General features: G+C 31.0%; 21 protein-coding genes and 1 tRNA gene. 7 read left to right on the top strand and 15 right to left on the bottom strand.

Annotated features, from left to right (window positions below):
- Positions 1 to 403: 403 nt before the first annotated feature.
- A complete protein-coding gene (locus EIG86_RS07040) occupies positions 404 to 919 on the bottom strand; it encodes an adenine phosphoribosyltransferase (protein ID WP_127845464.1) in 516 nt (171 codons plus the stop codon).
- A 66-nt stretch (positions 920 to 985) separates the two neighbouring features.
- Between EIG86_RS07040 and EIG86_RS07045 the strand changes: the two genes are divergently transcribed.
- Positions 986 to 1059: transfer RNA gene (locus EIG86_RS07045), tRNA-Arg, on the top strand.
- A gap of 114 nt (positions 1060 to 1173) precedes the next feature.
- Here the strand turns inward: EIG86_RS07045 and EIG86_RS07050 are convergent.
- The 14 genes from EIG86_RS07050 to EIG86_RS14315 form a co-directional block, all read right to left on the bottom strand.
- Positions 1174 to 2142 carry a DUF6371 domain-containing protein gene (locus EIG86_RS07050; RefSeq protein ID WP_127845465.1) on the bottom strand — a complete coding sequence of 323 codons (969 nt, stop codon included), beginning with the start codon at positions 2140 to 2142 and terminating at the stop codon, positions 1174 to 1176.
- An 80-nt stretch (positions 2143 to 2222) separates the two neighbouring features.
- A complete protein-coding gene (locus EIG86_RS07055; RefSeq protein WP_127845466.1) occupies positions 2223 to 3674 on the bottom strand; it encodes a DNA primase family protein in 1452 nt (483 codons plus the stop codon).
- 4 nt (positions 3675 to 3678) lie between these two features.
- Positions 3679 to 3951 carry a helix-turn-helix domain-containing protein gene (locus tag EIG86_RS07060; protein WP_127845467.1) on the bottom strand — a complete coding sequence of 91 codons (273 nt, stop codon included), beginning with the start codon at positions 3949 to 3951 and terminating at the stop codon, positions 3679 to 3681.
- 116 nt (positions 3952 to 4067) lie between these two features.
- Positions 4068 to 4961, bottom strand: a complete 894-nt coding sequence (locus tag EIG86_RS07065) for a hypothetical protein (RefSeq protein WP_127845468.1) — start codon at positions 4959 to 4961, stop codon at positions 4068 to 4070.
- 11 nt (positions 4962 to 4972) lie between these two features.
- Positions 4973 to 5986 carry a C15 family peptidase gene (locus tag EIG86_RS07070; RefSeq protein ID WP_127845469.1) on the bottom strand — a complete coding sequence of 338 codons (1014 nt, stop codon included), beginning with the start codon at positions 5984 to 5986 and terminating at the stop codon, positions 4973 to 4975.
- A 30-nt stretch (positions 5987 to 6016) separates the two neighbouring features.
- Positions 6017 to 6742, bottom strand: coding sequence for a hypothetical protein (locus tag EIG86_RS07075; RefSeq protein ID WP_127845470.1), 726 nt, complete (start codon positions 6740 to 6742; stop codon positions 6017 to 6019).
- Positions 6732 to 8687, bottom strand: a complete 1956-nt coding sequence (locus EIG86_RS07080) for a GmrSD restriction endonuclease domain-containing protein (RefSeq protein WP_127845471.1) — start codon at positions 8685 to 8687, stop codon at positions 6732 to 6734. Before EIG86_RS07080 ends, EIG86_RS07075 begins: the two co-directional genes overlap by 11 nt.
- Positions 8680 to 10068, bottom strand: coding sequence for a DUF262 domain-containing protein (locus tag EIG86_RS07085; protein WP_127845472.1), 1389 nt, complete (start codon positions 10066 to 10068; stop codon positions 8680 to 8682). The genes EIG86_RS07080 and EIG86_RS07085 overlap by 8 nt, the downstream gene beginning before the upstream one ends.
- Positions 10061 to 12727, bottom strand: coding sequence for a KAP family P-loop NTPase fold protein (locus tag EIG86_RS07090; protein WP_127845473.1), 2667 nt, complete (start codon positions 12725 to 12727; stop codon positions 10061 to 10063). The genes EIG86_RS07085 and EIG86_RS07090 overlap by 8 nt, the downstream gene beginning before the upstream one ends.
- A gap of 148 nt (positions 12728 to 12875) precedes the next feature.
- The gene (locus EIG86_RS07095; RefSeq protein WP_127845474.1) at positions 12876 to 14093 is read right to left on the bottom strand and encodes a restriction endonuclease subunit S; all 1218 of its coding nucleotides are present in this window, start codon (positions 14091 to 14093) and stop codon (positions 12876 to 12878) included.
- Positions 14086 to 15606 carry a class I SAM-dependent DNA methyltransferase gene (locus EIG86_RS07100; RefSeq protein ID WP_127845475.1) on the bottom strand — a complete coding sequence of 507 codons (1521 nt, stop codon included), beginning with the start codon at positions 15604 to 15606 and terminating at the stop codon, positions 14086 to 14088. The genes EIG86_RS07095 and EIG86_RS07100 overlap by 8 nt, the downstream gene beginning before the upstream one ends.
- Positions 15607 to 17346 (bottom strand): AAA family ATPase, encoded by a 1740-nt coding sequence (locus EIG86_RS07105; RefSeq protein ID WP_127845476.1) that lies wholly within the window; start codon positions 17344 to 17346, stop codon positions 15607 to 15609.
- Positions 17347 to 19650: an EcoAI/FtnUII family type I restriction enzme subunit R gene (gene hsdR, locus EIG86_RS07110; protein ID WP_127845477.1), complete on the bottom strand. Its 2304-nt coding sequence runs from the start codon at positions 19648 to 19650 to the stop codon at positions 17347 to 17349. It abuts the gene before it with no gap.
- 126 nt (positions 19651 to 19776) lie between these two features.
- Positions 19777 to 19911: a hypothetical protein gene (locus tag EIG86_RS14315; protein ID WP_262707802.1), complete on the bottom strand. Its 135-nt coding sequence runs from the start codon at positions 19909 to 19911 to the stop codon at positions 19777 to 19779.
- 254 nt (positions 19912 to 20165) lie between these two features.
- Here EIG86_RS14315 and EIG86_RS07115 point away from each other — a divergent pair, with 254 nt between their 5' ends.
- From EIG86_RS07115 to EIG86_RS07140, 6 genes are all read left to right on the top strand, one after another.
- Complete coding sequence (locus EIG86_RS07115; protein WP_127845478.1) at positions 20166 to 21002, top strand: class I SAM-dependent methyltransferase; 837 nt, start codon at positions 20166 to 20168, stop codon at positions 21000 to 21002.
- A 208-nt stretch (positions 21003 to 21210) separates the two neighbouring features.
- Positions 21211 to 21519 (top strand): hypothetical protein, encoded by a 309-nt coding sequence (locus EIG86_RS07120; RefSeq protein WP_127845479.1) that lies wholly within the window; start codon positions 21211 to 21213, stop codon positions 21517 to 21519.
- A 777-nt stretch (positions 21520 to 22296) separates the two neighbouring features.
- On the top strand, positions 22297 to 22950 hold the full coding sequence (locus tag EIG86_RS07125; protein WP_127845480.1) for a hypothetical protein: 654 nt from the start codon (positions 22297 to 22299) through the stop codon (positions 22948 to 22950).
- A 189-nt stretch (positions 22951 to 23139) separates the two neighbouring features.
- Positions 23140 to 23841 (top strand): T9SS type A sorting domain-containing protein, encoded by a 702-nt coding sequence (locus EIG86_RS07130; RefSeq protein WP_157983118.1) that lies wholly within the window; start codon positions 23140 to 23142, stop codon positions 23839 to 23841.
- 183 nt (positions 23842 to 24024) lie between these two features.
- Entirely contained in the window at positions 24025 to 24567 is a 543-nt protein-coding gene (locus tag EIG86_RS07135) for a hypothetical protein (protein WP_127845482.1), read from the top strand.
- Positions 24568 to 25446, top strand: coding sequence for a GIY-YIG nuclease family protein (locus EIG86_RS07140; RefSeq protein WP_127845483.1), 879 nt, complete (start codon positions 24568 to 24570; stop codon positions 25444 to 25446).
- Positions 25447 to 25808 lie beyond the last annotated feature (362 nt).

Consider the following 25808-nt stretch of genomic DNA (forward strand, 5'->3'; position numbering starts at 1 on the left):
GTGGAATACACCAATCCTGAAGATGGAAGCCCTAGAGAATATAAAGCGAATTTTACTTTGAAAAGGTAATTAGTTCTTGAATTCATTAAATAAATGCAACTTTCAGATTTGAATTTTTGGAAGAAAATAATTGCTAATGTCCTTGTATAGAGGCAATATGGTGACCAAAAGACTTAACAAATAACTTTAAATAAGAAAAGCCTGACCAATATAAATGATCAGGCTTGTTAGGTTGATTAAAGGATGATTTTACGATAGATGATATTTTGGTATAGCTTCTAATTAAATCACTTTCCAAAAATAAATTTACATTATCACTCTTACAATACTTAGGAATGGTTACTTTTCTGCTTTCATTTAAAGAGCACCAAAAGTTAGTTTCATTTTGAAAAAAGCCAACTATTCAATATTCTAATAAACTTCTGACAGGATACTTGTTGAGTTGCTTTTTACCTTCTAGAAAATTTAAAGCAATGATGAAATTAATTTCAACAATTTTTCCTCCGAGGTGTTCAACAAGTTGATAGGCTGCTTTAGCTGTTCCGCCTGTAGCTAGTAAATCATCATGAATAATAACATTTTCACCTGGTTTTATAGCATCTTGGTGTATTTCGATGGTATCGCTGCCATATTCTAATTCATAAGTTTGAGAAGCTGTTTTAGCTGGTAATTTTCCAGGTTTTCTGATCATGACAAAACCGACGTCAAGCTTCTGAGCTAGAAGCATTCCGAACAAAAAGCCGCGAGACTCTATGCCTATAACTTTGTCTATGCTTTTGTTTTTCAAAGGTTCAGCAAGAGTATCCAATGTATATTCACTGGCTTTGGAGTTCATCAGAAGTGGAGTGATGTCTTTATAATTAATGCCTTTTTTAGGAAAATCTGGAATGTTTCTGATATACTTTTTCAAATCTAACATTAGAAATTATTTTTAGAATTCAGTTGGTTAATATACTAAAAAGAAATATATTTGCACTCCTAAAATGGCCACGTGGCGCAACTGAATAGCGCATCTGATTACGGCTCAGAAGGTTGCAGGTTTGAATCCTGCCGTGGTCACAAAATAGACACTTAAACCCCTGTAAATCAGGGGTTTTTTATTTAGAGGCGTGCCTTGAGGCGTGCCCTCCGCTAAAATTTGATTAGATAGTCAAAAGAAATAAATCTTAAGTTTCATTCTGATTCTTTGAAATCGATGTATTCTTTAATGCAGTAATCCGCAATGTCATAGTCAGCTCTTTTCTCCTGATCTGAAGATTTCAAGTGTAATAAATCTGAGATTTCATAAAAATTACTTTTGGGAAGTTTCGGTATTTTGCTTTTCCACAGTTCATATTTTCCTGCATCTGGAAATAGTATTATTTCCCTAGCTTCAATTTCCGATAACATTGCGAAACTTAGATTTTGACAACTGCCTATTGCAAGCCAAATAAATTTCGGTATAAAAATTGTCATTAGGATTGCTGTTTTTTCACTTTCAACAATGGCTATTTTTTTTGATTGATTATCCTTTATCAAGTGAAGACCAAAAGGTACTTGTTTGAGTTGGAAGTTATTTTTGAAATGAAGGGAGTGATACCAATTTTGTTGCTTACGTTTTCCTGTTTTAGAACAGTAGTGAAATATTTTTCCTGTTCTTACTCTATTTTCTAAATCTATTTGCCAAAATACCACTGCATCTTTAAAATAAGAATAGTTGTATGTACCTAATTTATAGAGGTCAATTAGGTTATTCATTATTTCTTCAGAAAACAATTTAGCATAATAACCGATAAAGTCGTTTTTTGTTTTTTTAAGTTGATATTGTTTAACAACACGTATTGGTAGATAAGATATTTTATCGCTTTGTCGTTGCTGTTGTCGTTGTTGCCGTTGTTGTTTGCTTTGTTGCTGTTGTCGTTGTTGCTGTTGTTGTTTTTGTAAACTTGGTGTATTTTGATTCAGGTTTTTGTAGTATTCCTTTGGTGTATAATGATAGCCACAAGTGTTTTTTCTGTTGCAAATTCCTACAGAATTGTCAACATATTCGTTGCTTATCGAGTCAAGATACCTAGTAAATTGTTGTTGTTTTTCACAACTTGGACAAACATATCTTGTTTTCCTACCTTTATAAGGTTCTAATATAAATCGATAAGTTTTCATTTTTAAAAGTTTGTTTTTGACCTACACGATCTACACGGTCGACCTAAATAAGTGTAGCTAGTGTAGATGGAAATTAAACTTTAATTTTTTAAACTTAAATAGAATACATTGCCTATATTCTTCCTTTTTTTCTCAAAACCTATGGCAACTAAGCGTGTTGCAAATGTGTTTCTAGCACAAGGTCTAAATCCATTGGCATAGCAGAATTCTTTATATTTCAGGTAAAGTTCCATGAGTTTGACTTCATATTCAGATGGTATAAGTTCGTATTCCTCTTTAAACATCATCACTGAATCACTTTCCAATCGGAATTTCTTAGAAAACTCATCTGATTTTTTACTGTCTGAAAAATTTCCATTTTTATATAGTCTTTTCATGCCAGCAAGAATCCAGTTGAATACTCCTGATAGCTCTGTATCTATAATTTTAGTAGCCAAACTTTTATCTTGTTTATGTTCAGGAATTGTGTTTTCGAATGGGATAAATAAAAACCGTCTAAAGTAACCCGCAGTAAATTCGTTGCGCTTCGGAAAATCATTACAATTAAACATTAATCTAGCATAATTGTACATATGCGTTATGTTTTTAAATAAAGACTTGACATCGACAGGTTCTCGGGATGTCAACTTTTTAAACATATCTAGATCGCCGACCTCTCCGACTTCACTTGAATAGTTTAAAAGTTTATTCTGAATTTGCAATCTAGAATTAGGGCAAGTCGTAAGCTTATTTAAGGATAGACTTGTCAGGTTACTTTCACCAAATAGGGCTTGAATAACTTCAAAGACAACACTTTTTCCATTGGCTCCTGTCCCATACAAGAACAATGCTTTTTCTAGCTTTAATTCTGAATTAGGTATAAATACGCTTCCTATATATTCTGAAAGGATATTTTGAAGTGATTGATCTGGTAATACTTCATCTAGGAATTTTTGAAACTGAGGAGCATTTGTATTTTGATCAAAATCGAAGTTCAGTCTATAGGTAAGGAAATCATCTGGGCTATAATCTCTAAGTCTGAAATTTTTAGAATCAATTTCCAAAGTCCCGTTGCTTAGATTTATTAAGGTTTTGCTTTTGGCTTTTTTCTTCAATCGAGAACTAGACTCAAATTGTTCAACCAAATTGTTTTTAAATCTGTAGTAATTGGCATCGGTTTTATTGAGACCTGATTGTTTTGCAATTTTGGCAAGAAAATCTTGTAGTTCAGCTTTGTCAACCTGACTCCAAAAAGATTTGTTATAGACATAGAAAATTTCATCAAGCGAACCGAGATTGAGGTTTAGCTTCTTCGCTTTACTTATTAAATGATCAACGATAACAACGAGTTCGTCTTTTTTTCTAACTTTTTTCTCACTGTCTACACCTACTTCTTTTGGAAAATTGATTTCTGTAAAATTTTTGATTATATGGGCAAAAATCTCATCGTTTGTTTTCACTTTTGAAGTCAGCTTCTTTTCTTCTGAAATTAAATTATCTAGGTTAATTTCAGAATTCTGTGGTAAGACACTTTTGCTTTTACTTAAGTCCATCTTTTTAGCTGTTAAAAGATTCTACTTCAGTTAACTTGTATCTTACCAACCCGCCTTTTTTGTAGGCTTGAAGTTTACCAGACTTATTCCAGTTGTGAAGGGTTTGCTTGCTGATATTAAGCTTTTGAGCTACTTCATCACGACTCAACCAAATTGTTTGTGGTTTGGGCTTGATTTCTCTGGCGAAGTGCAATAATTCTGCTTTGATTTCTTGAAGAATTTCATTTTTGAACTCTTCTGGCGTCAGCTCAATGAACTGAATTTTTTTTGATTCCATAATTAAATATTTTTATTATTAATTATGTCAAAATTATGTCTTAAAATCCCCCAATTTTAAAAATTCAATAGAAAACGAACTGTATGTTTACTGTAACTTTACTGTATCAGCTAGACTTATATTCTTGTATTACAATGTTTTATGCATTTTTTAAAAATTTGCTTTACACTTTTATCTTTTGATTCATCGATAGATCTTAATGATTTAATTTGTTTATCAAAAACTGGGTTTACAACTTTTAAGTAATCTTTCTCTTTGCTAGTTTTACGCCCTAAAGGTTCTTTTTTATAATACTCTTTTTCAAATAGTTTTCTCAAAGATAATAAAACTGAAGGCCCCACATTCTTATCATATACTTTACTAAAAAGTTTTAAAACTTTATATCCAAAGTGATTATTGAAATAGAGTAAGTATGTAGTATCAGTTTTTTCTTCTAGTAAATCAAAGACAATCTTAAGTCTAATGAAATTAAATAAATAATCTTCAAAAACCTCTGTATTAGTTTTGTGATACCATTCAAAATTCCAGAATATTATAGTGAGATTACAAACTTCAGATGGCTTAACATTATTAATTTCTTTATCATTATAATAAGATCTCGATCTTTGCATATCTGCATTTACAAATAAGTTAATAAGTAATTTTAATAAATCATTATGGTTAAAATTTATCTGGTCTTGCAACTCTTTTTTAGGGTTATAAAGAGTGTTTTTCATTATATTGTAAGAACAATCTTTATATATATCTTGAAATAGTTTGATTTCTTCTTCAAATGAGAAACAAGTACTCAACTTATTGTTTAGGTCTCCAACAATTTCTTCAACCTTCTCAGAATATTTTGAACATTTATCACTTATATGAAAACTATAATGATCATCGTCTCCGCCTACACGGTTTAAACTTTTTTCTGGAGTATCTATATGTCTTATCTCTTTGTATTTACCATTTTCACCAAAATGAGAATCATATATTTGCTTTAGCTTTGTAAAAATAAGATTATCTATCTTCATAACTAATTAAATTATAACTCCTTAATACTAATCAACTTCATGTTTTGATTCCATACAGTTAATATTTTAAGATTATATGTTATTAAACGGCTATTAGGTTTTTCTTTTCTCAACATATATTTTAAAGAATAGGTAACATGATAAGTTCCGTCAGATAATTCATTTACATCAAAGCTATCCCATTGAATTATAGACTTCGTAAATGGAATGTTATCTCTATAAGAATTTATACTTTTAATAATTTGTTTTATGGTGGGATTTTTAAGACCGTACCAATAAGAAACATTTGGAGAAATGTGATGAATTAATTGTTCTATATTATTTGCATCGCTCAATTGGTAATAGGTTTCTACTTTATTTTTTAAATTATCCTCTACATTACTTGAATTTATATTAATAATAACAAATACAATAAGCAGAATTGATAACAAAAAAAGTGCAAATTTCTTTTTTTTCTTCTTGGTTGGTGTTCCTTTTTGATTATTAAATTTTTTCTCATTTGATATTTCTTCTTTGACTTCTTCATTTTCAATGTTTTGATCTTGGACATCATTTGGTGCAAAAAAACCATCGATTAAAGAACTTGAAACAGTTTGTTTAGGAACAATATATTGATAAGCTTTTTCTGCTGTAATTAGCCTTACGGAATTTTCAGAAAACGGTATTAAGCTAACATATTCAGGAGAATTAGCATAACCACCATAGCCAAGAGCAATAAAAATGGGTTTAGAATGATCCTGAATTTCAGGGAAACACTCTTCTTGTTGAGGACTAAGTATATCATAGTGATTTTTGTATGCGCGTGATCTATACTTTGCTTCAACATGAAACTCTTTACCAGTCAAAAGACATCTAAATTGAAAGTCTGGTTTTTTTGAATTTAGAACAAAACGGTCGTTATTTTGTGTATAATCATTAGTTTTATGAATAAGTTGATAGTCTGAAGCCGGAAATAATACATTTTCTACGTAATTTTCAAAAGCTTGTCCTTTATTGAACGAATCTTTATTGTGATTATAATTCATCTAAAATTTATTTAATAATCTTTGGCTAATTTAACGCTCTACATCAATATTCAAAATAGGATAGAGACACGATATTAATTTATCTTCTATAAAGAAACGGTTAACAGCATTTTCTTTTCCGGGGTAGGGCAAAAAAGAAACAGATACATTTTCTTTAATTAACGCTAAGGCATCTCTATTAAAAAGTCGTTCTAACCCAATTCGTAACTGACTTACAGTGTTTGGTTTTTTACCAAAGCCATATCGGCATTTAGTCAATCTATTTTTGTCTTTGCATTCTGTCCATAGATGACTAAGATCGTTATTTGGTTTGCTCTTACTCTTGCTATCTTTCCAGATTGTATTACTATTCTGATTATCAATTTCCGGATCTATATTATATTTTATATGACCATTCATTCTTGATTTTATATTTGTGCTTTTTCCTACATATAGGCAGATATGATTATCGTGACTAGCATTTTTTATCCATTCTTCTGTGAAAATAACTTTTAAGAAATGATCTGCCTTCCCAGAGTTGTCATGCGGACCTTTTAAATAATAGGCGGTGTCTGGGTTTAGTAAATGCTTTTTAAGGAAACCATTATGATCATTCCACCAAAATGCATAAATTCCCTCTTGTTTTAAATCTTTGGCAATATTGGTATTAGAACCGTTATAAATGTTTTCAACCTTGTATCTCTTTTGGTTAAGTAATTTATCCAATGCACCTTCTATTTCATTACATGAAAAAATGTTTTTAATACTATCGCTCATATTTTCTGTTTAGTATTTTAATCATTAAATCTTCGTGAGCTTTGAGATTTTCTTCATTCCAATCATCAGCCTTCTCCCACATCAACTCCATTTTAAGGCTCTCAGGCTTATCATCAGGTCTGTGGTAATTTGCTTTTTTTGCTTTAGGTAGGTCATTGCTAAAGCGGGAATTTTTTTGCTGACTTATTAAACAGAGGTTTCCGAATCGATCAATATTTTTAAATGTAGGTTTTTCTCCATTTCTGGGCTGTTGTGGAAAGAAATGCTCAACTGAACTTCTAAAGCCAAACTGGAATTTTTTAGCTTTATCAATCGAAATAAGGTTATTATATGTTTCTATATCTTGTGAAGAGTAATACCATATTAAATAGTCTAACCTGTTGAATGTAAAGTTCTTAGTGCTAGTGCCTGCTGACCAAATTTCATCACTTACAGTGCTGTTTTTGGCTACGCCTTTATTGTCGTAGATAATTTCCTCATATTCTATGTCAACTGATTGATTTCGATCAAAGAAAAAGGAATCGTTTAATTTCTCTAAATAACCTATCAGCTCATCTGCTTCAATTACTCCATTTTTAGAATTATTAAACAGGTAATACAAAGTAGCATTAAACCAGTGCTTATAAATTCTCGTAGGAAAGGAAACATGAAACATAGACTCCAACATAATCACACGTTTGTGATCTGTTTTGTCTTGTGAATTGTCATCTAATTCAAAGGTGTCTTTTAAATAATGTGATTTCCCTTTTTCAAACTGATGAATTTGCTTTCTTAAAACCCATTGAGTTTCCTTACCTAAATCTAAATTCCGAATGATATATTTATCAAATAGGAACTTAGCCTTTAAAAGATTATAGCAAAAATCTTTAGCAAACTTAGATTGATCGCTCTTAATATTGTAGACTTTCTCAAATTGTCTGAGTAATTGTTTGTCGTCTAAGGCTATATCTTTGTTGTTCTCCTGAATTTTTAAAACGTGAAGTAAAAAATTAGGAAAGTTAATTACAGCTGTAAGTTGCTCCTGATCTTTTTTATCGTTCTGTTCAAGTACTGTAACCAGTGTTCCTGATTCTAAAATTTTATTTAGAGTTGGTTTTGTTTTTGACTTTGTTTGTTCTATTTCATCTTTAGTACTAAAAAATGCCTCTTGTAATTTTTCATAATTTTCTGGTATAGTATTGCCATCCTTCCCGAAAATTCGCTTTCGGGTATTTTTATCCTCATTTGCGGTGTCTCTTGTGAAGAACAATTGTATGTAGCGGTTCATATCACTTGCAGCTTCCCATACGGTATTAAATAGTTTCCGATCATCAGGGTATTTTTTTAGAAATCCCATCAATCGTGACTTGAGAACTTCGTGCTTTTCAAGTTGTTCTCCACGTACATTCATAATCTCAAAATAATGATTAAGATCAGTATCTGGGGGAACGGTAACTTTGAGAAGAAGTGTTTTGTTTAAAAGGTAGTTTGTAAATTCTTCAATTGTGATACCAAACTCTTCTAAATATTGACTTAGGTTATCTCTAATGATTCTATAGGCTGCTTTTATTGCCGGTTCAAGTACTTCATCAAGTTTTTTGTAATAAATAGCTTGTAGCGCGCTAATTGAATGAGGTCTGGAATTAAATAGCAATGTGTCAAATTCAAAATTAACAGTATAAGAAGATTCTTTACTATGAGAGAGGTAAGATAGGAGTATATATATCGTGGTTAATCGTTGCTGTCCATCTATGACTTCTTCTTTATCTTTAATTCCTTTATTGATAATTAAAGTTCCTAAATAGTAGTTGTCGTTTTGATTAGCTTTTACCTGACTACATAGATCTGACAGCAACTGCGTAACTTCGGTAATTGTCCAGGCATATTCCCGTTGATAAATAGGTATGCTGTAGTTTGCATCTTCAAAAATTTCAGAAATATTTAATAGAGGTGGATTTTTAGACATTAGTTTTGAGGTGTTGATATTCAGTATATAGTTCAGCGAGCTCTTCAGAATTCCCTCCTTTTTTAGTAAGAGGTTTAACCCTATAGATAAGTATTTGAGAGACGTTCAAACTTTCCCTTATTAAACGAATTAGACTATTAGGATGTGTTGCGTGATTGTCAACAGATTCTAATCTTACGGCTGTAAGTTTTATACGAGGTCTGTAAGCCCAAAAGAAAATTAAAGGCATTACTTTTTCCAGTTGCTCTTCTCCAAACTTATCGATGTAATAGAGTAGCGTCACTTCAAAAAGATTACGACAATATTTATCTCCGGTTCTATATTCTTTTGAATAATTTTTTAATGTATTAATAATTTTAAATACTTTAGAATCCTGATCATCGAGATTAAAATAAGTGTTTATAAAATCTTTAATTGCCTGAACCATTTTTGATTTGTGTTTTACAAAATCAAAAAACCATTCACCATTTATGGTGAATGCATCAAGCTGGTGTGGGAAATGTTTTTGGCTATCGTTGAGGTCGTTTGATGTTTGTTTTTTTAAATCTACATATTTCGCGCTAAAGGCAGTAAGATGGGCATAAGGGTGTAAGTTCTCCTTAGAAAGATTTACTCCTTTAAAAACGGCTATTTCGTCTTTTGAAAAATAGGAGGCACTTTTACCTGTTGACCAATTTCTGATTTTAAAGAAATAATTAGCAAAAGCATCTTTAAGAAAATGGGGATCTGTTGTATCCCAATGTTCAATAATTTTAATTTTCTCAGACCCCTCTAGGTGGCTCATTTCCCGTAGATGAAAAGCTTTAAGGAGATTATGAGGAAACAATGCTTTACCTCTGGAATTTTGAGAATCAAAAAATTGAAAAGCTTCCCCTAAATCGGTTATTTTAACTTGAACAAATTCACATTTCTCTAGAAAAAAGCGAATTAAGCTGTCATCAAAATCAGTAACTCTAGATTGTATATGAGCATAATTAGCTTTTAGATTAAGAATGCTGATTGCATTGTCAAATTTTAAATTATCTAAAGAAGGTACATCGAAATTTAGCAAAGGATTAGACAGTACATTTTCTTTTAAAGCTTTGTATATAAGCAATAAAGTTAAATAGCGTTGCTGTCCGTCTACAATCTCTTTAAGTTTATTTTCTTTATCTCTGTAAATAATAATCGTACCTATACGATACGCGCTCTTTTCTTGAAAGGTAATTATGTCATCAATAAGATCATTTACATTTTTAACTGTCCATTTATAAGGTCTTTGATAACTGGCTATTGAAAAATTAGATTTGAGAAGATTCTTTACCTTAGAAATTTTTGCCTTTGGTATCTTTTCTTTCCTCTGTTTTGTTCTCTTGCTTATTTTGAGCTGGTTTTTATACATCTTCAAACTGTGTTCTATTCAATGGTTGACAATCATTTGCAATAAAGGCATCCATCATTTTTTTTATTTTTTCCAATTTCGATATATGGTCTTCTCCAACAATTATATTTTTTACTTTTTGTGTTTGCAAAAACGAATTGTAATTATTAAAGCCATTGGTTCTAAAATTTTTATAAAAAGCTACATTCGTTTTATTTGCCTTTAGTTTATCCCAATCCTCCTTATTGCAAAATACCTGACAAAGAAAATCATTAGGTTTATAGGTTTGATGTTCTTTAGGAAATCCTTCTGGGTCACCTTTAAAATCGAGATAATCACCCCATACAAAATGTAGAAAGAACTTGTTTAGATGTGCTTTGAAAACTTTATCAGCTTCATATACTAAAATGATCTTATGATCTACTGCAATAAAATCTATTTGTAATGTATAATAATTAAAGTGAATATTATATCCTACATTCTGTTGTAAAACACTTTCCAGTTTTTCTAACAATATTTCCTTTGTATTTTCAATTGTGAAAGGAAATAAATTATACTCGTTAATGTTTTGATTATCATAAAGTCCTTTTCTTTGCCCTCTTTCATGGTTGACAGCTATATCTTCAATCAATAAATCTATAGGACCAATACTTACATTGGATTCAATAAGAGAGTTTTTTAAATCTTCGTAAGAAAGATCTGTAATTTTATCAGAGAGCTTTTTAATTATTTTTTCAAGTTCTTTAAAATCGTTACTATGTATGGAATTTTTAAAATTATTCAGAGATTTTATTAGTTTGTAAAAATCATTTTTATTACTAATAGAGCTAGAAGTGTCAAACAAAAATATTTTCAATTCATTAAAAGCTTGCAACTTTGTATTTTGGGATAGACCTTCCATTCTATTTATTAGATCTTCTATGTTTCCTTCATCCCAATATTTTTTAAATTTTGAACGAGTATAAGCTTCATTAGGTATGCCATTTCTAAGGTAAAAATTAGTGTAATACGATTTGGAAATAGTATGTTCATTTTTTTTATAAAACTCCTTATTCTTTAATCCAAATAATATACATAGCGTTGCATTAATGATTTGAATATCATCATTGCTATATTCATGAGATCTCAATTTCTTAAATAGTCTTTCTTTAGAATTTTCGTCATAAATATAATGGGTGCCATCATTATCGTTCCAACTATCTTGCATTTTATTGTTTATAAAATCATAATCTTTATTATCAAAAATATCTGATATATTTTCAAAAACTATACTGTATAAATTTCTATAGCGATAAGTCAATAATCTAAAAAGTACATAATCTGGAAGATAAATATCATCTGTATTGATCAAATTTTTATTGAATTTAAATTCATTTAGAAACCTTTTTAAGTCTCTATGTGTTCTGATAAAATGCTTGTAATCTAATTTAAGTTCGCTACATACAAATTGATTTTTATTTTGAAACACATCACTTAAATCAGTATTATCCAAAAACTTCCATGGAATTTTCTCTTTAAATATGCTATTGAAAGTATTATATAGCTTTTTATTTTCTTTAGTCTTATCTTTTGTGCCTTCCTGGATGGCATCATATGGAAATACATCTTTGATATTGTTCAAAAGCATTTCATTTATTTGACCTTCATCAAATGGTAAAAGATTGATTTCTACTTGAAAAATCTTGTTAATGTATTTCTCTTTATTTTTTCCAAGTGTTTTTTCTAGGTAATTTCTGTCGTAGCCTGCCAAAAATATTACATTTTCAAAATCAGATAGTGTTCTAATGATTTTATAGGTATCAAGTATCTCTTTAGCCTCTAAACGATCTAAATCATCAAGTATAATTATGATTTGGCGGTCAATCTTTTGTATAGCCTTTTGAATAATTTGATAATATTCTTCCAGACTAAGTTCTTCTCTGAAAATATCTTTTCCAGCTGATATAATTTTTTTTAATTCACCTGGACTAACATTGAGAATAGCTTCAGAATACTTTTCAATATTATCTTCAATTTCGCCAGAATAAGGTTTCAGGTTTGTTGAAAGTTCCTTAAAAAAGTTATCGATAACGGCTTTATCACCTTTGTTCTTCCAAATATGGAACCAGAACATAATTGTTTCTGAATTAGATTTTGAATACTCTGTGTAAAATCTATTTAAAAAGGTTGATTTACCAAATCCCCATTCTGCATTAATACCTATGCTGAATGAGTTTACAGGTTTGTAGTTTGTAATGCTAGTAATAAGTTGTTGTACAATTAATTCATTGTCAATTTCTCCATCTACATACACAGCATCGTTGATGAAAAAATCTTTTTTATCTGCCTTTTTAATTGAACTATTTTGTTTTGTGATTTTCCATTGGATAATATGAATAAGAAAAAATAAAACAGAAATATCAATATACTTTAAGTGAGTAGATTCTGGAAGATAAATAACTCCATTCTCAAAATTTCGAAAAATAATATAAGTTGTGAATAGAACGATTGCTAATAAATGACCTTTTCTAGAAATTATATATTTTTTATCTATTAAAAACATATAACCCAAAAGTCCAATAAGAATCAAAATAATGTAGCCTATCTTAAATTCAGTAGATTCAAAATCAAATAATTTAGCGAGTTTAAATAAAAGGCTTTGTAAGGTGCTTTTGAACACAAATATAATAGCAATAATCAATAAATATTGAATGATATATTTTTTGTTTTTTTCGATCCAATTATTCAAAATTCAAATATTAAATTATTTATATAACATACCTTATATACACTCCAAATTCATAATAACTCTTACTCAATATTACATTAAGCTTTATCACTTATTATCATCATAACTCCCCCTTAAACGCCTGATCTAACAAGCTGCTTTTTAAAGATTTTAAATGATCTACTTTTTGTGTTTGAGCTTCTAAGATATCTAATTGAATTCTCAATATTCCGTCAATTCGTTCAGCAGCAATTAATTGATCTTTTCTTTTCAACATGGGTAATTGCATTGCTCTTACTTCTTTAAGCGTGACTCTTGGTCTTGTCGAACCTTGTGTTTTGCTTTTCAACTGTTTTATAAAATATTCTGAATTAATTCCTGCAACTACATAAGGTTTGTAATGTTTGCTTTCATCTATTCTAATTCTAATAATATCTGAAGAAATTACACCTCTATTAATTCCTAAAACATCCTCAACTAAACAACATTTACCTAGAGGATCTCCAAGTTTAGTCATTACGATATCCCCTGAAACGTAGGAGTGACTTGACAGAAACTCTGCTTTTTCTTCTGTTACAAATTTGATATTTTTCTCTTTGAAATTAAATCTATCAACATTTTGTAGTCTAATGATTGGATAACCTTGATGAACATACTCTGAAGCTTTAAGGTTAGAGCCAAAAGGGCCGCCAACCATATCCTTTTTAGGATTTTTACAAAAGCTCATTAAGGGTTTATTGAATTTCTCTAACCTCCCAAACTCCTCATCCAACACAGACCCCATCAACGCATGGGTATGCTCAATATTTTCTTCTAACAAGCTGATGGCTTTATCTATTTTTTCAAATAAGCCATCTAATTTAGCAACAATACGTTGTTGTTCTTCTAAGGGTGGAAGAGGGATTTTAATATTATCAATATATGATTTACTGATATTTGGCTGCGCTCCACCAAAGGAATCTCTAATTATATCTTCTCTAATTAATAACAGATAATTGAATATGAATTCTTCAATAAATAAGCCTTTTTTATTTTGTATTGAACAAACAGCTTGATTTGTGGCTGCTTCTTTCCCTAAAATTCCAAGTTTGCCAGCTGTTGCACCATACATAGCCAAAAGCAATGAACCTTTTGGAAACAATTTAGCCGATGAATTTTGAATAGCTTCCTCTGTTATAAATTCTGAATTTTCAGTTATAGATTTATTATCATTCAATTCACCTGATTTTAACCAAGGAATAGAACCATTATCCCAATAAGCTTTGAATCCTCTTTTTGGTGTTCCTCCACTTTTAGTAAAAGCTATTTCACCAAGTTTAACTTCCTTCCACTTACTCATAAATTAAACTTTCAATTTGGTTCATTAATGAATTTATTTTGTTATCGTTTTGCTTGATAACAGTCAATAATTCTTTTGGGCTTTGGTGTTTGACTTCAATGACTTTGTGTGGGTTTTTGGCGCTTAGGTCGTAATCTTTAATGTCTTTTATATTAACTGTCCAGTCGTTGCAAGGCTTCTCGACTCCGCTCGAAGTGGCAGGGATTTTTGTGTTTGTTTTATTGCGTTTTTCTGGATGATGAAATAAGTGAATAAACTCAGCGATATGCTCGTAAGTAATAGGTTTGTTTTTGGTGAGCTTGTAGGGTGGCGTGACGTCATAGTACCAAATATCGCTTGTCGCTCCTTTTCTGTCAAAATATAAGATGTTTGTTTTTACACCACTATAAGGTAAGAACACACCAGCTGGTAAACTCACAATCGTATGGACATTGTAATTTTCTAATAAAGTTTGCTTGACTTTGGTAAACGCATTATTGGTTTGAAACAGTACCCCTTCTGGTACTACAATAGCTGCACGGCCTTCTAGCTTTAGCATTTTCATAAAATGCTGTAAAAACAAGATTTCGGTAGCGTTGCTTTCTACAGGAAAGTTTTGTTGGATTTGTTTCTTCTCTTTTCCTCCAAATGGAGGATTGGCCAGAATCACATCATGTCGATCTTTTTCTTGATAGTCACGTATGTTTTGGGTGAGCGTATTCCCTCTAAAAACATTTGGGCTTTCTATACCATGCAAAATCATATTCATCATCCCCATGACATAACCTAAACTGGTTTTTTCCATGCCAAAAAAGGTTTCACTTTGGAGAAACTCCCATTCTTTGGCAGAAAGTTTTTCCTTTTTACCGTCTTGAACTAAATAGTCAAAGGCTTCTACTAAAAAGCCTCCAGAACCAATGGCTCCGTCATAGATGGTGTCTCCAACTTTAATACGAGTCGTTTCTACCATCGCTTTGATAATAGCTCTTGGGGTGTAAAACTCTCCAGAATTACCACCATCGCTTCCCATGCTTTTAAGCAAGTTTTCATAGACTTGCGAAAGCTCAAACAACTCATCACTGCTTTGAAAATCTAAACGGTCTATAATATCAAGTATCTCACGAAGGGTATGCCCACTGGCTATGCGGTTGTCCAGATATTCAAAAATGGCTCCTATTTTATAGGTTAAAGATTTGGGATCATTTGTCGTGCTTTTAAAAGCTTGTAAATAGGGGAAGAGTGTTTTATTGACAAAATCTATCAAATCATCACCTGTCATGGCGCGTTTTACATCCAATTGTCCTTTCTCATCCTTAGGACAAGCCCAATGCTCCCATCTTAAATCCTTCCGCAAGACGTGTTTATATTCAGTGCCTTCCAAGAAAGCTTCGTCTGCTTTGTTGTCCTCATAATCATTTAAAAACTTGAGAAATAAAATCCATGAGATTTGTTCGGTGTAGTGCATCGCGCCCGAAATACCGTCGTCTCTACGAAGGATATCTGTAATGCGATCTATATTGTTTTGTATACTCATTTATAATTTTCCTTTAATAAAATTGTAAATATTAATTATATCTTCTGAAATTTCATTCACTGGAATTTCAGCAATCAAATCCTTTAATTTATTATAATCTACGCCACTTTCGTCATAGCTAATAGCTTTTTTTATACCATCTTTTAAATATAGAGGCTGTAACATTGATTTTGTATCTAAATTTCTAACTCCATTATTATCTCCAGGATTTCCTTTAGCTAAATGATCAACTGAAGCAATGTTATTATTTATTTCTTCTAATTTACCATGGTTATTTAACATAGTGTAACTCAGTAAATAATTTTCTATCTCCCTACGTTTCCAGCTCATTAAATATGCAGCTCTATTTCCATTTCCAGGAAGGTTAATTGTATTTTTTCTTCCAGAATTGATAGAGTTTCTTACTAAACCAGAATTTTTCACATCCTGAATAGGAAGGTTATCTCTATCGCAAATAAGAAAAATTGCTTTAGTTCTAGGACTTTTATTTTGTTGTTTAAATGACTCAATCCAGTCTAATTTTGAATTTCCAAATCTTTCTGATGTATTATCAAACCCTGAGCTGCACTTTATGTATTGAATTTTATTAATAATTATGCTATCAAAATCAGTTATTTTACGTTTACATAATTCAAAAAAAATAAACCAGTCAAAATAATCTTCTACTAATGCTATAAATGGAACTTTACCAGCAACTTTTAATTTATAATTTCCACCTGCTGATAATGATTCTAATCTTTTTAAAATTCGATCAGCTAGAATTTCTTCCTGAAACTGACCCTTTTGAACTAATCTTATATTTGATATTTTATTTAAAATAATAGAATCTGCTGAATGTGTGGTTGTAACGAGCTTTCCTTTAATATGCTCAATCATTTCCCAGATTAGTTTGATATTATCATAATGAATATGTGAATCAATTTCATCAAATAGAAACAGTGTTTCTTCCTCATCAAACAAGTCAATTATACTGTAAATTGACATTAATTGAAATTCTCCATCAGAATATGAGTCAAGTTCGTAACCATCAATTACGATTTCAGCACTACTGATATCAATGAATTGATTTGACTCAGCCCAACTTAAAAAAGCAAATAATCTTGTAACATTTGTATAATCTATCGGAATATCATCTGAAGATAACTCAACTACTTGTTTTTCTATTGAATTTTCAAAATCATAATCTTTTCTTATAAATCTATCAATAAATATTTGTAGATATCTGTGAAAAAAAGTATTCCTAATAGTCCTTAGTTCAGGTCTTAAAGCTTCCCTTTCAATAATACCATTGATTCTATCTACATAGTTCTTAGGTAGTCTAAAGTCGATTTTTAATTTTAAGGAACTTAGGTTTAGGTGATTTAAATAGCTTCGAATATTACTTTCACTTTTCAGTGAAATAGCAAAAAAAATTAATAGTCTGCTATAAGTGTAATTAAAATATGTGTTTTTAAATTTACTGTCTATTATTTCATCATTAGTATTGTCTTCGTCTGGTTCTAAAGTATAAACTTTATTTTCTTTTTGAAATTTTTTATAGATTTTAGAAAACGATTCATTTTGACCAGAAGAATAGCATACAATCCTTTTTGGAACATCTTGAGGTGTTTTGAAAATACTTTCTAAAATTGAAGATTTACCAGAACCATTACCACCAATGAGCAATTTAACTTTACTATTAGATAAATCTAGATTGTATTCTTCCGGTATAATTTTATGTGGTGATACTGTAACGTTCATTTATCCAGCTCTATATATGTTTTCCTGTAATTTATAGTAAGCTCCCAATAACGTTTTCATATCACCAAAAGCGGTTTTAGCATCTTTTGGAGTCCCCAATTTTAATTTTACCAAGTCTCCTAATTTATCTCGCTGTAATTCTTCAATACCATGTTCTTCATAATGCTTTAGAATGAACTCTAAAAAATCTTTTGCTTTTAGATTTTCATAAACATCAAAGAACTGAACATCATCTTTTACAAATTTCACTCTTTGTTTACGGGTCATCAGATCTGAAGAAAACGAAATGTGTGACAGGACATCAAAAATATCGCATTCTGGTGTTGCGATCATGTTTCGTAAGTCATTAAGTTGTTCGTTGTCAAAACCCAATTCGCCGAGTTTTTCTAATAATTCACTCCGTGTATCAGGATTAGACCATATTTCCCTTAACTGATCTTCATCTTTATAGATAGTAGGTAATTCTCCTATCAGTTTTTCTAAAAACTCACGTACAGTTAAGGGTTTTCCGTTTTCATCAATATAGCGTGTATCAATATCAGTTACTTTAATTTGCCTTCCATTGGAGAGTTCAATAATCAGTTTTTCTTTACGCTCATAAGGTTCTCCAGGCTCTTTTACTTTAGGTTTTTTGGGTGGTCTTGGAATTGGGTCTTCACCTCCCTGACCTTTTGGGTCTTCTGGTTCTCCATCCCATTCTGCATCATAAAATAAATTGGTAGCCCCCACAAAATCTACAATAGTAAAAAAGTCCTTACCATCAAACACGCGAGTACCCCGACCAATAATTTGTTTGAACTCCACCATGGATCCAATTGGTGATGTAAGAACAATATTGCGCACATTTCTGGCATCAACTCCAGTGGTCAACATTTTTGAAGAGGTTAAAATTACTGGAATATCTTTATCATTATCCTGAAAAGCTTCCAGTAATTCTCTTCCGTGTTTCCCTTCATCGCTAGTTACACGTACACAGTAATTAATGTCTGAAACGGTTTTATACTGATTAATATAATCCCTTAAATCTAAAGCATGATCCTGATTGCTACAAAATACAATCGTTTTATCCATTTTGCCTATTTGTGCTAAAATGGTTTTGGCGACAAGTTCCGTTCGCTGCTTTACAGTAATGCTTTTGTTGAAATCGTTTATCTCATATCGATCTTTGGTTACTTCACCTTGTATAACCTTACTGTCGTTAGTGTGAATGTATTCGTCGATATTTGTAGTCACACGCTTTACTTTGTAAGGCGTTAAGAATCCATCCTGGATACCTTCTTTTAAAGAATACTCATAAATAGGTTGTCCAAAATATTTATAAGTATCAACATTATCATCCCGTTTTGGAGTTGCAGTTAAACCTAAGTGAACCGCAGAGCTAAAATGATCCAAAATAGCTCTCCAGGAGCCTTCTTCATTAGCGCTACCCCTGTGGCATTCGTCTATGACCACCAAATCAAAAAAGTCTTTAGGGTATTCCTGATAATAACCTCCAATATCTTCACGTTCTGCAATAGCCTGATAAATGGCAAAAAAGATAAAGGCATTGGTCGGCACCACGCCATTTCGTTTACGGACTTCTTCACCATCTATTTTGATGACGTCATTTTCGTAAGGATTGAAGGTATTGATCGCTTGATCTGCCAATACATTTCTATCTGCCAGAAATAGAATGCGAGGTCTTCTGTTCTCACCTTCAATATTCCATTTCGCTTGCAACAGCTTATGAACTATTTGAAATGAAATAAATGTTTTTCCAGTACCTGTTGCTAAAGTTAGTAGTATGCGTTTGTTCCCATCAGCGATACTTTCCATTGTTTTATTAACAGCGATTTCCTGATAATAACGAGGTTTGAAATTTCCTGTAAGTAAAAACGGAATGTTATGTAATTGCTCTTTTAATTTGTTTCTAGAACCAAAAAGTCGATGATATAGATCTTGTGGAGTAGGGAAGTCCTTAATATAATCTCCTTTCCCTGTTCTTCTATCAAACTCGTAAATCTGTTTACCGTTAGTGGCATATACAAAATTAATTCTCAATTTTTCTGCATAGTCCAAAGCTTGTTGAAGGCCCTTTGTTGGATGATCACTTAATTTTTTAGCTTCAACTATAGCTAGGTTGGTATTGTTATATTTTAATAGGTAATCTAAAAACAAACGCTTTCCGCGTTTGTCTCCCAAAAGTTTTCTACCATCTGTAAAATAATATTCTCTTACGATGTGAACTGGATCCCATTGACTTTCTGACAACTTAGGATCTATAAAATTTGCTCTAGTATCTGCTTCGGATTGGTAGTTTGTCATAGAATTTAGGAACAAAAAAGCATATAGGGTTAACTATTTTTTAGAATATTTAAAGTTAACAAAATTTAATATTTAGAGAGTGAAATTCTAAACTTTATGGGTTTTGGAGATTAACTTGATGTAGATTTATAAAAACTTGGCTTGTTGTTGACGTTGTTGGTTCGTTGTTGCACAAGTTGCAAGGGTGTTGTTTTGTTGTTGCTCTCGTTGTTGCTGAATAATACTAAAACATTGCAATACTGTTTTCCATGTTGTTGGCATCGTTGGAGATTTCGTTGGTTAGATGATTTATTTTAAACATGGATCATTGCTATTGTTGTTATTGTTGATTGTTGTTGGTTTCGTTGTTTGTATTTAAAACAAAAGTATGTCAGGAAAAAAACAAACTTCAATAAGTATATAAAGAGAACCAATCACCTATTAATTCGTTTACAAACGTTTAAATACGACTAAGAAATATAAATAATATATATTTGGTGATAATTAAGTAGCTGGTAGCAAGTTTAAAAAATAAAATGGAAAAAGAAAAAAACATAAAAATACATGAAACAGCATTCGTTACTTCCACTTTTAGATCTTTCGATGAAAATTTAAGTCACGATAATTTTGCAAAACTATGGCAAAACCCAACTACCGAACAATGGATTAAAGAATACCTTGAACAAGTTTCTTCAGAGGAAACTTACACGCATTGTTTGAGAAATAGATACTTTCTGGATAGGATAAAAGATTTACTAAATAATGAAGAAATTGAAGTATTGATAAATTTCGGAAGTGGATTTAGTATGTATCCTTTCTTGCTAGATGAAAAGTTAATCAATATAGAAATTGACAAACCTGAAATAGTTGACTATAAAAAAACTAAAATAATAGATTGGCAAAAAGAAAATCTACTTCCAAAACGAAACATCCATTTTATAGGCGTTGATTTTAGTGAAAATTATGAAGAAGATTTATTATCTAAAATCCAATCAATAAAAGCCAACAAACCTAGCTTTATTCTAGTTGAAGGCGTTCTGTTTTTTTTGGATAGAGAGGAAACGGATAATCTATTCAACTTTTTCAATATAATTCAAAAAAGCGGAGATTATATTGGTAGCGCTTCCTTTCAAGAAACACTAAAAGAAACTCATGCTTTTAGAAACTTATTAAGTTTCTTTAATCAAAAAGTTTCAAAAACTAACGAAAATGACTATCAAACTATTCAAGACGACTATTATAAATCTAAGAAAAATTATAAATTGATTGACCATCAAGATTATTTTAGTCTTTCAAAAAAATATGGAAATAAAATAAAACAGAGTGAAGAATTGATTTTAAACGAAAATTTTTATTTACTAAAAAAGATTTGAAAAACAAGCTACCAACACTGCATATTGCTCATTGCGTATTTTCGGCTGAAATCAGAGTTTTGGAATTTTCTAGAAGTTAAAATCTAAAATTGAAAAATAATCGCTAATTTTCCTGCAACGAGTTGAAACACTAGACCGTTGAAAACATTTAAGAAAATCTGAAATGTACAAACTAATACAACCAAAATTTGATTTAAATATTAATGGAATGAAATTTCTTGGACGCGGACCAAAGGCATCTGGGAGAGGAATGGGTTGGAGCAGAAATGAAGATATAATTTACAAATGTGTTAATTGCGGAAGTGAAATGTTAGCTTCTCATAACGATTATTGGAATTGTGAATGTGGTGCAATTCATTTAGATTTTGACGCTGGAAGATTTGGCTCAAAATATGGAGATGAAAATATTCTTGTTTATAAAAAAAATGTACAAACCGAAAACAACCTGAATTTAGGAAATAAACGAAAGTCATTTCTAAATAAAAAAAATGAGAAAATATTTAAAACGAAGAATTAAAAAATGTTTTACAAAACCCTATAAAATTAATTGCTAGTGCAAGCCTACTAACGAAAATCCTTACGTATTTTCTTTTCGGTTTTTATTTTCTAAGTTACGTGCTTAACCACGCAACAAACCATAGCAAACATTAAACAATGAAGCAAAAGACCACAAACAAACAATGGAAACATTTTGCCAAGTTTGTCCTAATCCTGCTTGTCATCAAACTAGTTTTGTTCATTCTGGGATCCTTCATAGAAAATGGAACACTTGGGATGGGCTTAATAACACTAGCTTATTTCGTTGGATTCAGCACTATATCCATTTTGATGATTAAGTCCTATAAAAGGAAGACTAAATTAAATTTTATTGAAAAGTTGTTAGCGGTAACAATTTTATTTTTGATTTATGTGATATTCGGTAACCTGCTAAATTTTATCTATTTCACCCTAATATTAGGACAAGACCCATCGGCCAATGAGGTTATAAATAAAACCTTAGAAATTATTCGATACGACTCGTATTTACTTTTTCTGACAATGATAATTGTGGTATTTGTCAATTCAAAAGTTACTAATGAAAACAACGTTCGCTAAAATGCATATAACAAAATAGCTGCTTCCTTTCTAAACCAACAATTTTGATAAATTTACGGTCTAAAAAAGGATAAACGTGAAATACAAAAGTTTTGTCTTGTTGCCTGCCGGAAAAATAATCGCTAATTTTCCAGCAACGAGTCAATATGCGAGAACGTAATCAAACAGTTTAAAAAAACAACCTAAATTCGATAAATTAATGAATAAAAGTATACTAGTTTTTTTAATTGCAATCTTTTCTTTCAATAAATCAAATAGTCAACAAATCGAACCAAACGCTACTAAAATACTTTTAGACTTTTATAAAGGGGAATGCTTGTTAATAAAAAATGTTGAAAGCAATTGCTATGAAATTGAATTGAGTAAAAGCGAACTATTAAATTATGATGTGAATAGCATTAATTATCATGCAGGAAATATAGCCTACATACTTCATGAAAATCTTAAAGTTAAAGATTATAATTGTGTTAAAGTAAAAATAAATTTAAATAATGGAGATAGCTTTGATTTCATTTACTCAGATAAAGAACTTGCTGAAGTGGAAAGTTATATTCCATATTTTGAAGAAGTAACGGGATTAATAAAGAATAAAGATTATAAAAAATTATTTTATCAATTTGATAAATCTTTTGTTATTGATAAACAATCTATCGAAAAAATGTTTAGTAATGTAGAAAACAAACTTGGAAAACTAAACCATATTTACTGTACGGGCTTCAAAAACTTTAAAAAAAAGGAATGTGGAAAAGTAATTGAGTTTAAAGCTGTTTTGGTGCATGAAAAAATGGCTGTAAACATGTTTTTAAGTTTCAGAAAGGAAAATAAAAAACTAGTCTTACTATTGATACCTTAAAAAACCGATTTGCTATCAGCACACAACAAAAATGGCGAGATTTGTGATTGAAACGAGAGTTTTATGTATTTTAGAAAAGTAAAAGTTTAACCGAAATCCCGAAGCGTCGGGAGGGCATTTTAAATCGCCACTTATGTTATGCCCAAGACGTTGGCAAATATTAAGAAAATAATCTCAAAAATTAAAACTATGAAACCAATTCACACTCTATTTATTATCATAGTAATTTTCATATCAAATGAGAATGGAGCTAACGCTCAAACAGTTTGGACAGGTTCAACGACCACTTTCACTAAAGAAAATAATGTTGACTGGACATTGGAAGATAATCAAGACAGGATTACTGACAATGTATGGATTACCAGAGCAATTAATCAAGGTATTTTTAACATTGTTACTGAAGATAGTTATTCAGATTTTTTAAGCCCAGCGGATACTGAATGGGCAATTGGAACTACAGCCGATATAGGCAGCTTGACTTTTCAAAATTGGGAAGATACAAGTGAAAGTAATCCACCAAGTTTAGTGAACCAAGATATGGTTGTTCATTTAATAACAGACGATATTTATATAGATATTAAATTCACCTCTTGGCAATCTGGCGGTGCTGGCGGTGGTTTTGCTTATGAACGTTCCACCGACCCAAGTATAAACACGAATCAATTTGAACTAAATAATAAATTTAAGTTGTACCCAAATCCTGCAAATGAATTTATTAAAATTTCTGGCTTATTAACAAAAGTTAATTATAGAATTTATGATATTTTGGGTAAAGAAGTTAAAAAAGGAGATATTACTAACCAAGAGCAAATAGATATCCAAGATTTTACGAAAGGGCTATATTTTATAAAACTTGATAATGGAAATACAATTAAATTTATGAAAGAATAACATTTGCTAACACTGCATATTGCTCATTGAGGAGTTTGTGACTGAAATCGGAGTTTCGGGATTTTCTGGAAGTTAAAATCAATAAATGAAAAATAATTGCTAATTTTCAGCAACGAGTCGATATGCGAGACCGTTAGTAATAATTAAAACATGAAACATCCTTTTGCTCCATTATTAAAATCAATGACCAAAACGATATTGGTCGGTACTCTTCCACCTGAGAACGCACCTTTCTATTTTTCCAATTCAAGTAATACAAGACTATGGGACATCCTAAAAAGCATTGCAGAAGGAAAAAAGGAAGTGACAAGTGGTTCAAATGTCCTTACTCCGAAAGAAAAAGAAGAAATTCTAAATAAATTGAAAACAGGAATTTATGATATTATTCTTGAGTATGACCGTGACGTCATGGATTCAACTAAAGACAAGGATATTCAACCGTTAAAATATAGTGATCTCTTGTCCTTGGCTAAACAAAATCAGATAACTAAGCTTTTGTTCGTCTATAAAAATGCAGCAAAATGGTTTTTACACTCACTAGAAAAGGAAAAACCTAAAAGAGTTCAAAGACTCAAGTATGAAATCGACTACGGAATCTTTAAAACCTTTGAAACAGAATACGGTGATATCAAATGCATCCTCCTACCTAGCCCACTGAATCGCGGAAAAAAAGGAGAGACACTAGATTTTAAATTAGAATCCTATCAACAAGAAATACTTATCTAAATGGGAAAAAAACTTACTGTATACATGATTGACGGTACAGCTTATGGACCGAGACTTAGCGAAATTGGAAATTGGGTAGGAAAAGCCATTTACAGCCCAAGGGCTTCTGTTAATAAAATCATGCACAGACCAGAGTTTGAAAATCCAGGAATCTATTGTTTAAAGGGTGACCCAACAGACGAAGCGTTTGACGAGAAAATTTACATCGGAGAAGCTGAAAACATCAAAGCAAGATTAAAACAACACTTAAGCGACCCTAGCAAAGACTTTAAGGAACTTATATTTTTTGTCAGTAAAGATGAACTGTTGACAAAAACACAAATCAGATATTTAGAGTCGAGATTAGTACAAATTGCTTTGGAAGCAAAGACCGCTCAAATTGACAATGGAAATTCTCCAAGTTTACCAACTCTTCACGAAGCTGACATTTCTGACATGGAGTACTTTTTAGAACAAATAAAACTCATTCTTCCTGTCATGGGCTTTAATTTTTTGATCTCTTCTACTGTAACACCGAAAGACTTTCAATTACCTGAATCTAAGTCAGAAATTCACGAGACTTATTTCATCAAGACTAAAACTTTCAAAGCAACAATGACTGAAACTGACCAAGGATACATTGTTGCAAAAGGCAGTGAAGCAAAGAAGTCACTTTCAAAATCGTGCACGGAAACATACAGAAATATGAGAAGGAAACTACTTGAGACAAAGATTATGATTGAAAATGAAGATAAATTAATTTTCGCTGAAGACGCAGTTTTTAATAGTCCAAGTGCCGCTTCAAACATGATTTTAGGACGAAACTCTAATGGTTTTTCGGAATGGGTAAATAAAGATGGACTGACATTTAAGGAAGTACAAGAAAAAATAAATAACTAACGCCAACAATAGGTATAAAACATAGGGCGGACAGTGGTTTCAGCAGGTTTCGGATTCTATTTAAAGCTTGTCTAGGTGGTACAGGTAAGGTACTAGGCTCCGAAATGCCCTAGGTTTCATACCCGACAATCCCTCATAGACTCATAGAAACTTTAGTCCTTCAGCTATAGTAAATGAGTAAATTTAGGATTGAAAATGAAAATTTAGAAAAACAATCATTGTTGCTTAATGTTGTTGGTTGGACGATTTATTATAAACAAGGATTGTTGCTATTGTTGTTGCTGAATAATCCTAAAACATTGGAATACTGTTTTTCTTGTTGTTTAAAGTTGTTGTTTGCATGATATAATATCAACAACGGT

The organism is Psychroflexus aestuariivivens, from assembly GCF_004010055.1.
Lineage (GTDB): Bacteria > Bacteroidota > Bacteroidia > Flavobacteriales > Flavobacteriaceae > Psychroflexus > Psychroflexus aestuariivivens.

What these genes read in the sequence shown, in the direction of transcription:
- EIG86_RS07040 (WP_127845464.1), bottom strand. Translation starts at nt 919, where the DNA reads ATGTTAGATTTGAAAAAGTATATCAGAAACATTCCAGATTTTCCTAAA.
- EIG86_RS07050 (WP_127845465.1), bottom strand. Translation starts at nt 2,142, where the DNA reads ATGAAAACTTATCGATTTATATTAGAACCTTATAAAGGTAGGAAAACA.
- EIG86_RS07055 (WP_127845466.1), bottom strand. Translation starts at nt 3,674, where the DNA reads ATGGACTTAAGTAAAAGCAAAAGTGTCTTACCACAGAATTCTGAAATT.
- EIG86_RS07060 (WP_127845467.1), bottom strand. Translation starts at nt 3,951, where the DNA reads ATGGAATCAAAAAAAATTCAGTTCATTGAGCTGACGCCAGAAGAGTTC.
- EIG86_RS07065 (WP_127845468.1), bottom strand. Translation starts at nt 4,961, where the DNA reads ATGAAGATAGATAATCTTATTTTTACAAAGCTAAAGCAAATATATGAT.
- EIG86_RS07070 (WP_127845469.1), bottom strand. Translation starts at nt 5,986, where the DNA reads ATGAATTATAATCACAATAAAGATTCGTTCAATAAAGGACAAGCTTTT.
- EIG86_RS07075 (WP_127845470.1), bottom strand. Translation starts at nt 6,742, where the DNA reads ATGAGCGATAGTATTAAAAACATTTTTTCATGTAATGAAATAGAAGGT.
- EIG86_RS07080 (WP_127845471.1), bottom strand. Translation starts at nt 8,687, where the DNA reads ATGTCTAAAAATCCACCTCTATTAAATATTTCTGAAATTTTTGAAGAT.
- EIG86_RS07085 (WP_127845472.1), bottom strand. Translation starts at nt 10,068, where the DNA reads ATGTATAAAAACCAGCTCAAAATAAGCAAGAGAACAAAACAGAGGAAA.
- EIG86_RS07095 (WP_127845474.1), bottom strand. Translation starts at nt 14,093, where the DNA reads ATGAGTAAGTGGAAGGAAGTTAAACTTGGTGAAATAGCTTTTACTAAA.
- EIG86_RS07100 (WP_127845475.1), bottom strand. Translation starts at nt 15,606, where the DNA reads ATGAGTATACAAAACAATATAGATCGCATTACAGATATCCTTCGTAGA.
- EIG86_RS07105 (WP_127845476.1), bottom strand. Translation starts at nt 17,346, where the DNA reads ATGAACGTTACAGTATCACCACATAAAATTATACCGGAAGAATACAAT.
- hsdR (WP_127845477.1), bottom strand. Translation starts at nt 19,650, where the DNA reads ATGACAAACTACCAATCCGAAGCAGATACTAGAGCAAATTTTATAGAT.
- EIG86_RS14315 (WP_262707802.1), bottom strand. Translation starts at nt 19,911, where the DNA reads ATGCCAACAACATGGAAAACAGTATTGCAATGTTTTAGTATTATTCAG.
- EIG86_RS07115 (WP_127845478.1), top strand. Translation starts at nt 20,166, where the DNA reads ATGGAAAAAGAAAAAAACATAAAAATACATGAAACAGCATTCGTTACT.
- EIG86_RS07120 (WP_127845479.1), top strand. Translation starts at nt 21,211, where the DNA reads ATGAAATTTCTTGGACGCGGACCAAAGGCATCTGGGAGAGGAATGGGT.
- EIG86_RS07125 (WP_127845480.1), top strand. Translation starts at nt 22,297, where the DNA reads ATGAATAAAAGTATACTAGTTTTTTTAATTGCAATCTTTTCTTTCAAT.
- EIG86_RS07130 (WP_157983118.1), top strand. Translation starts at nt 23,140, where the DNA reads ATGAAACCAATTCACACTCTATTTATTATCATAGTAATTTTCATATCA.
- EIG86_RS07135 (WP_127845482.1), top strand. Translation starts at nt 24,025, where the DNA reads ATGACCAAAACGATATTGGTCGGTACTCTTCCACCTGAGAACGCACCT.
- EIG86_RS07140 (WP_127845483.1), top strand. Translation starts at nt 24,568, where the DNA reads ATGGGAAAAAAACTTACTGTATACATGATTGACGGTACAGCTTATGGA.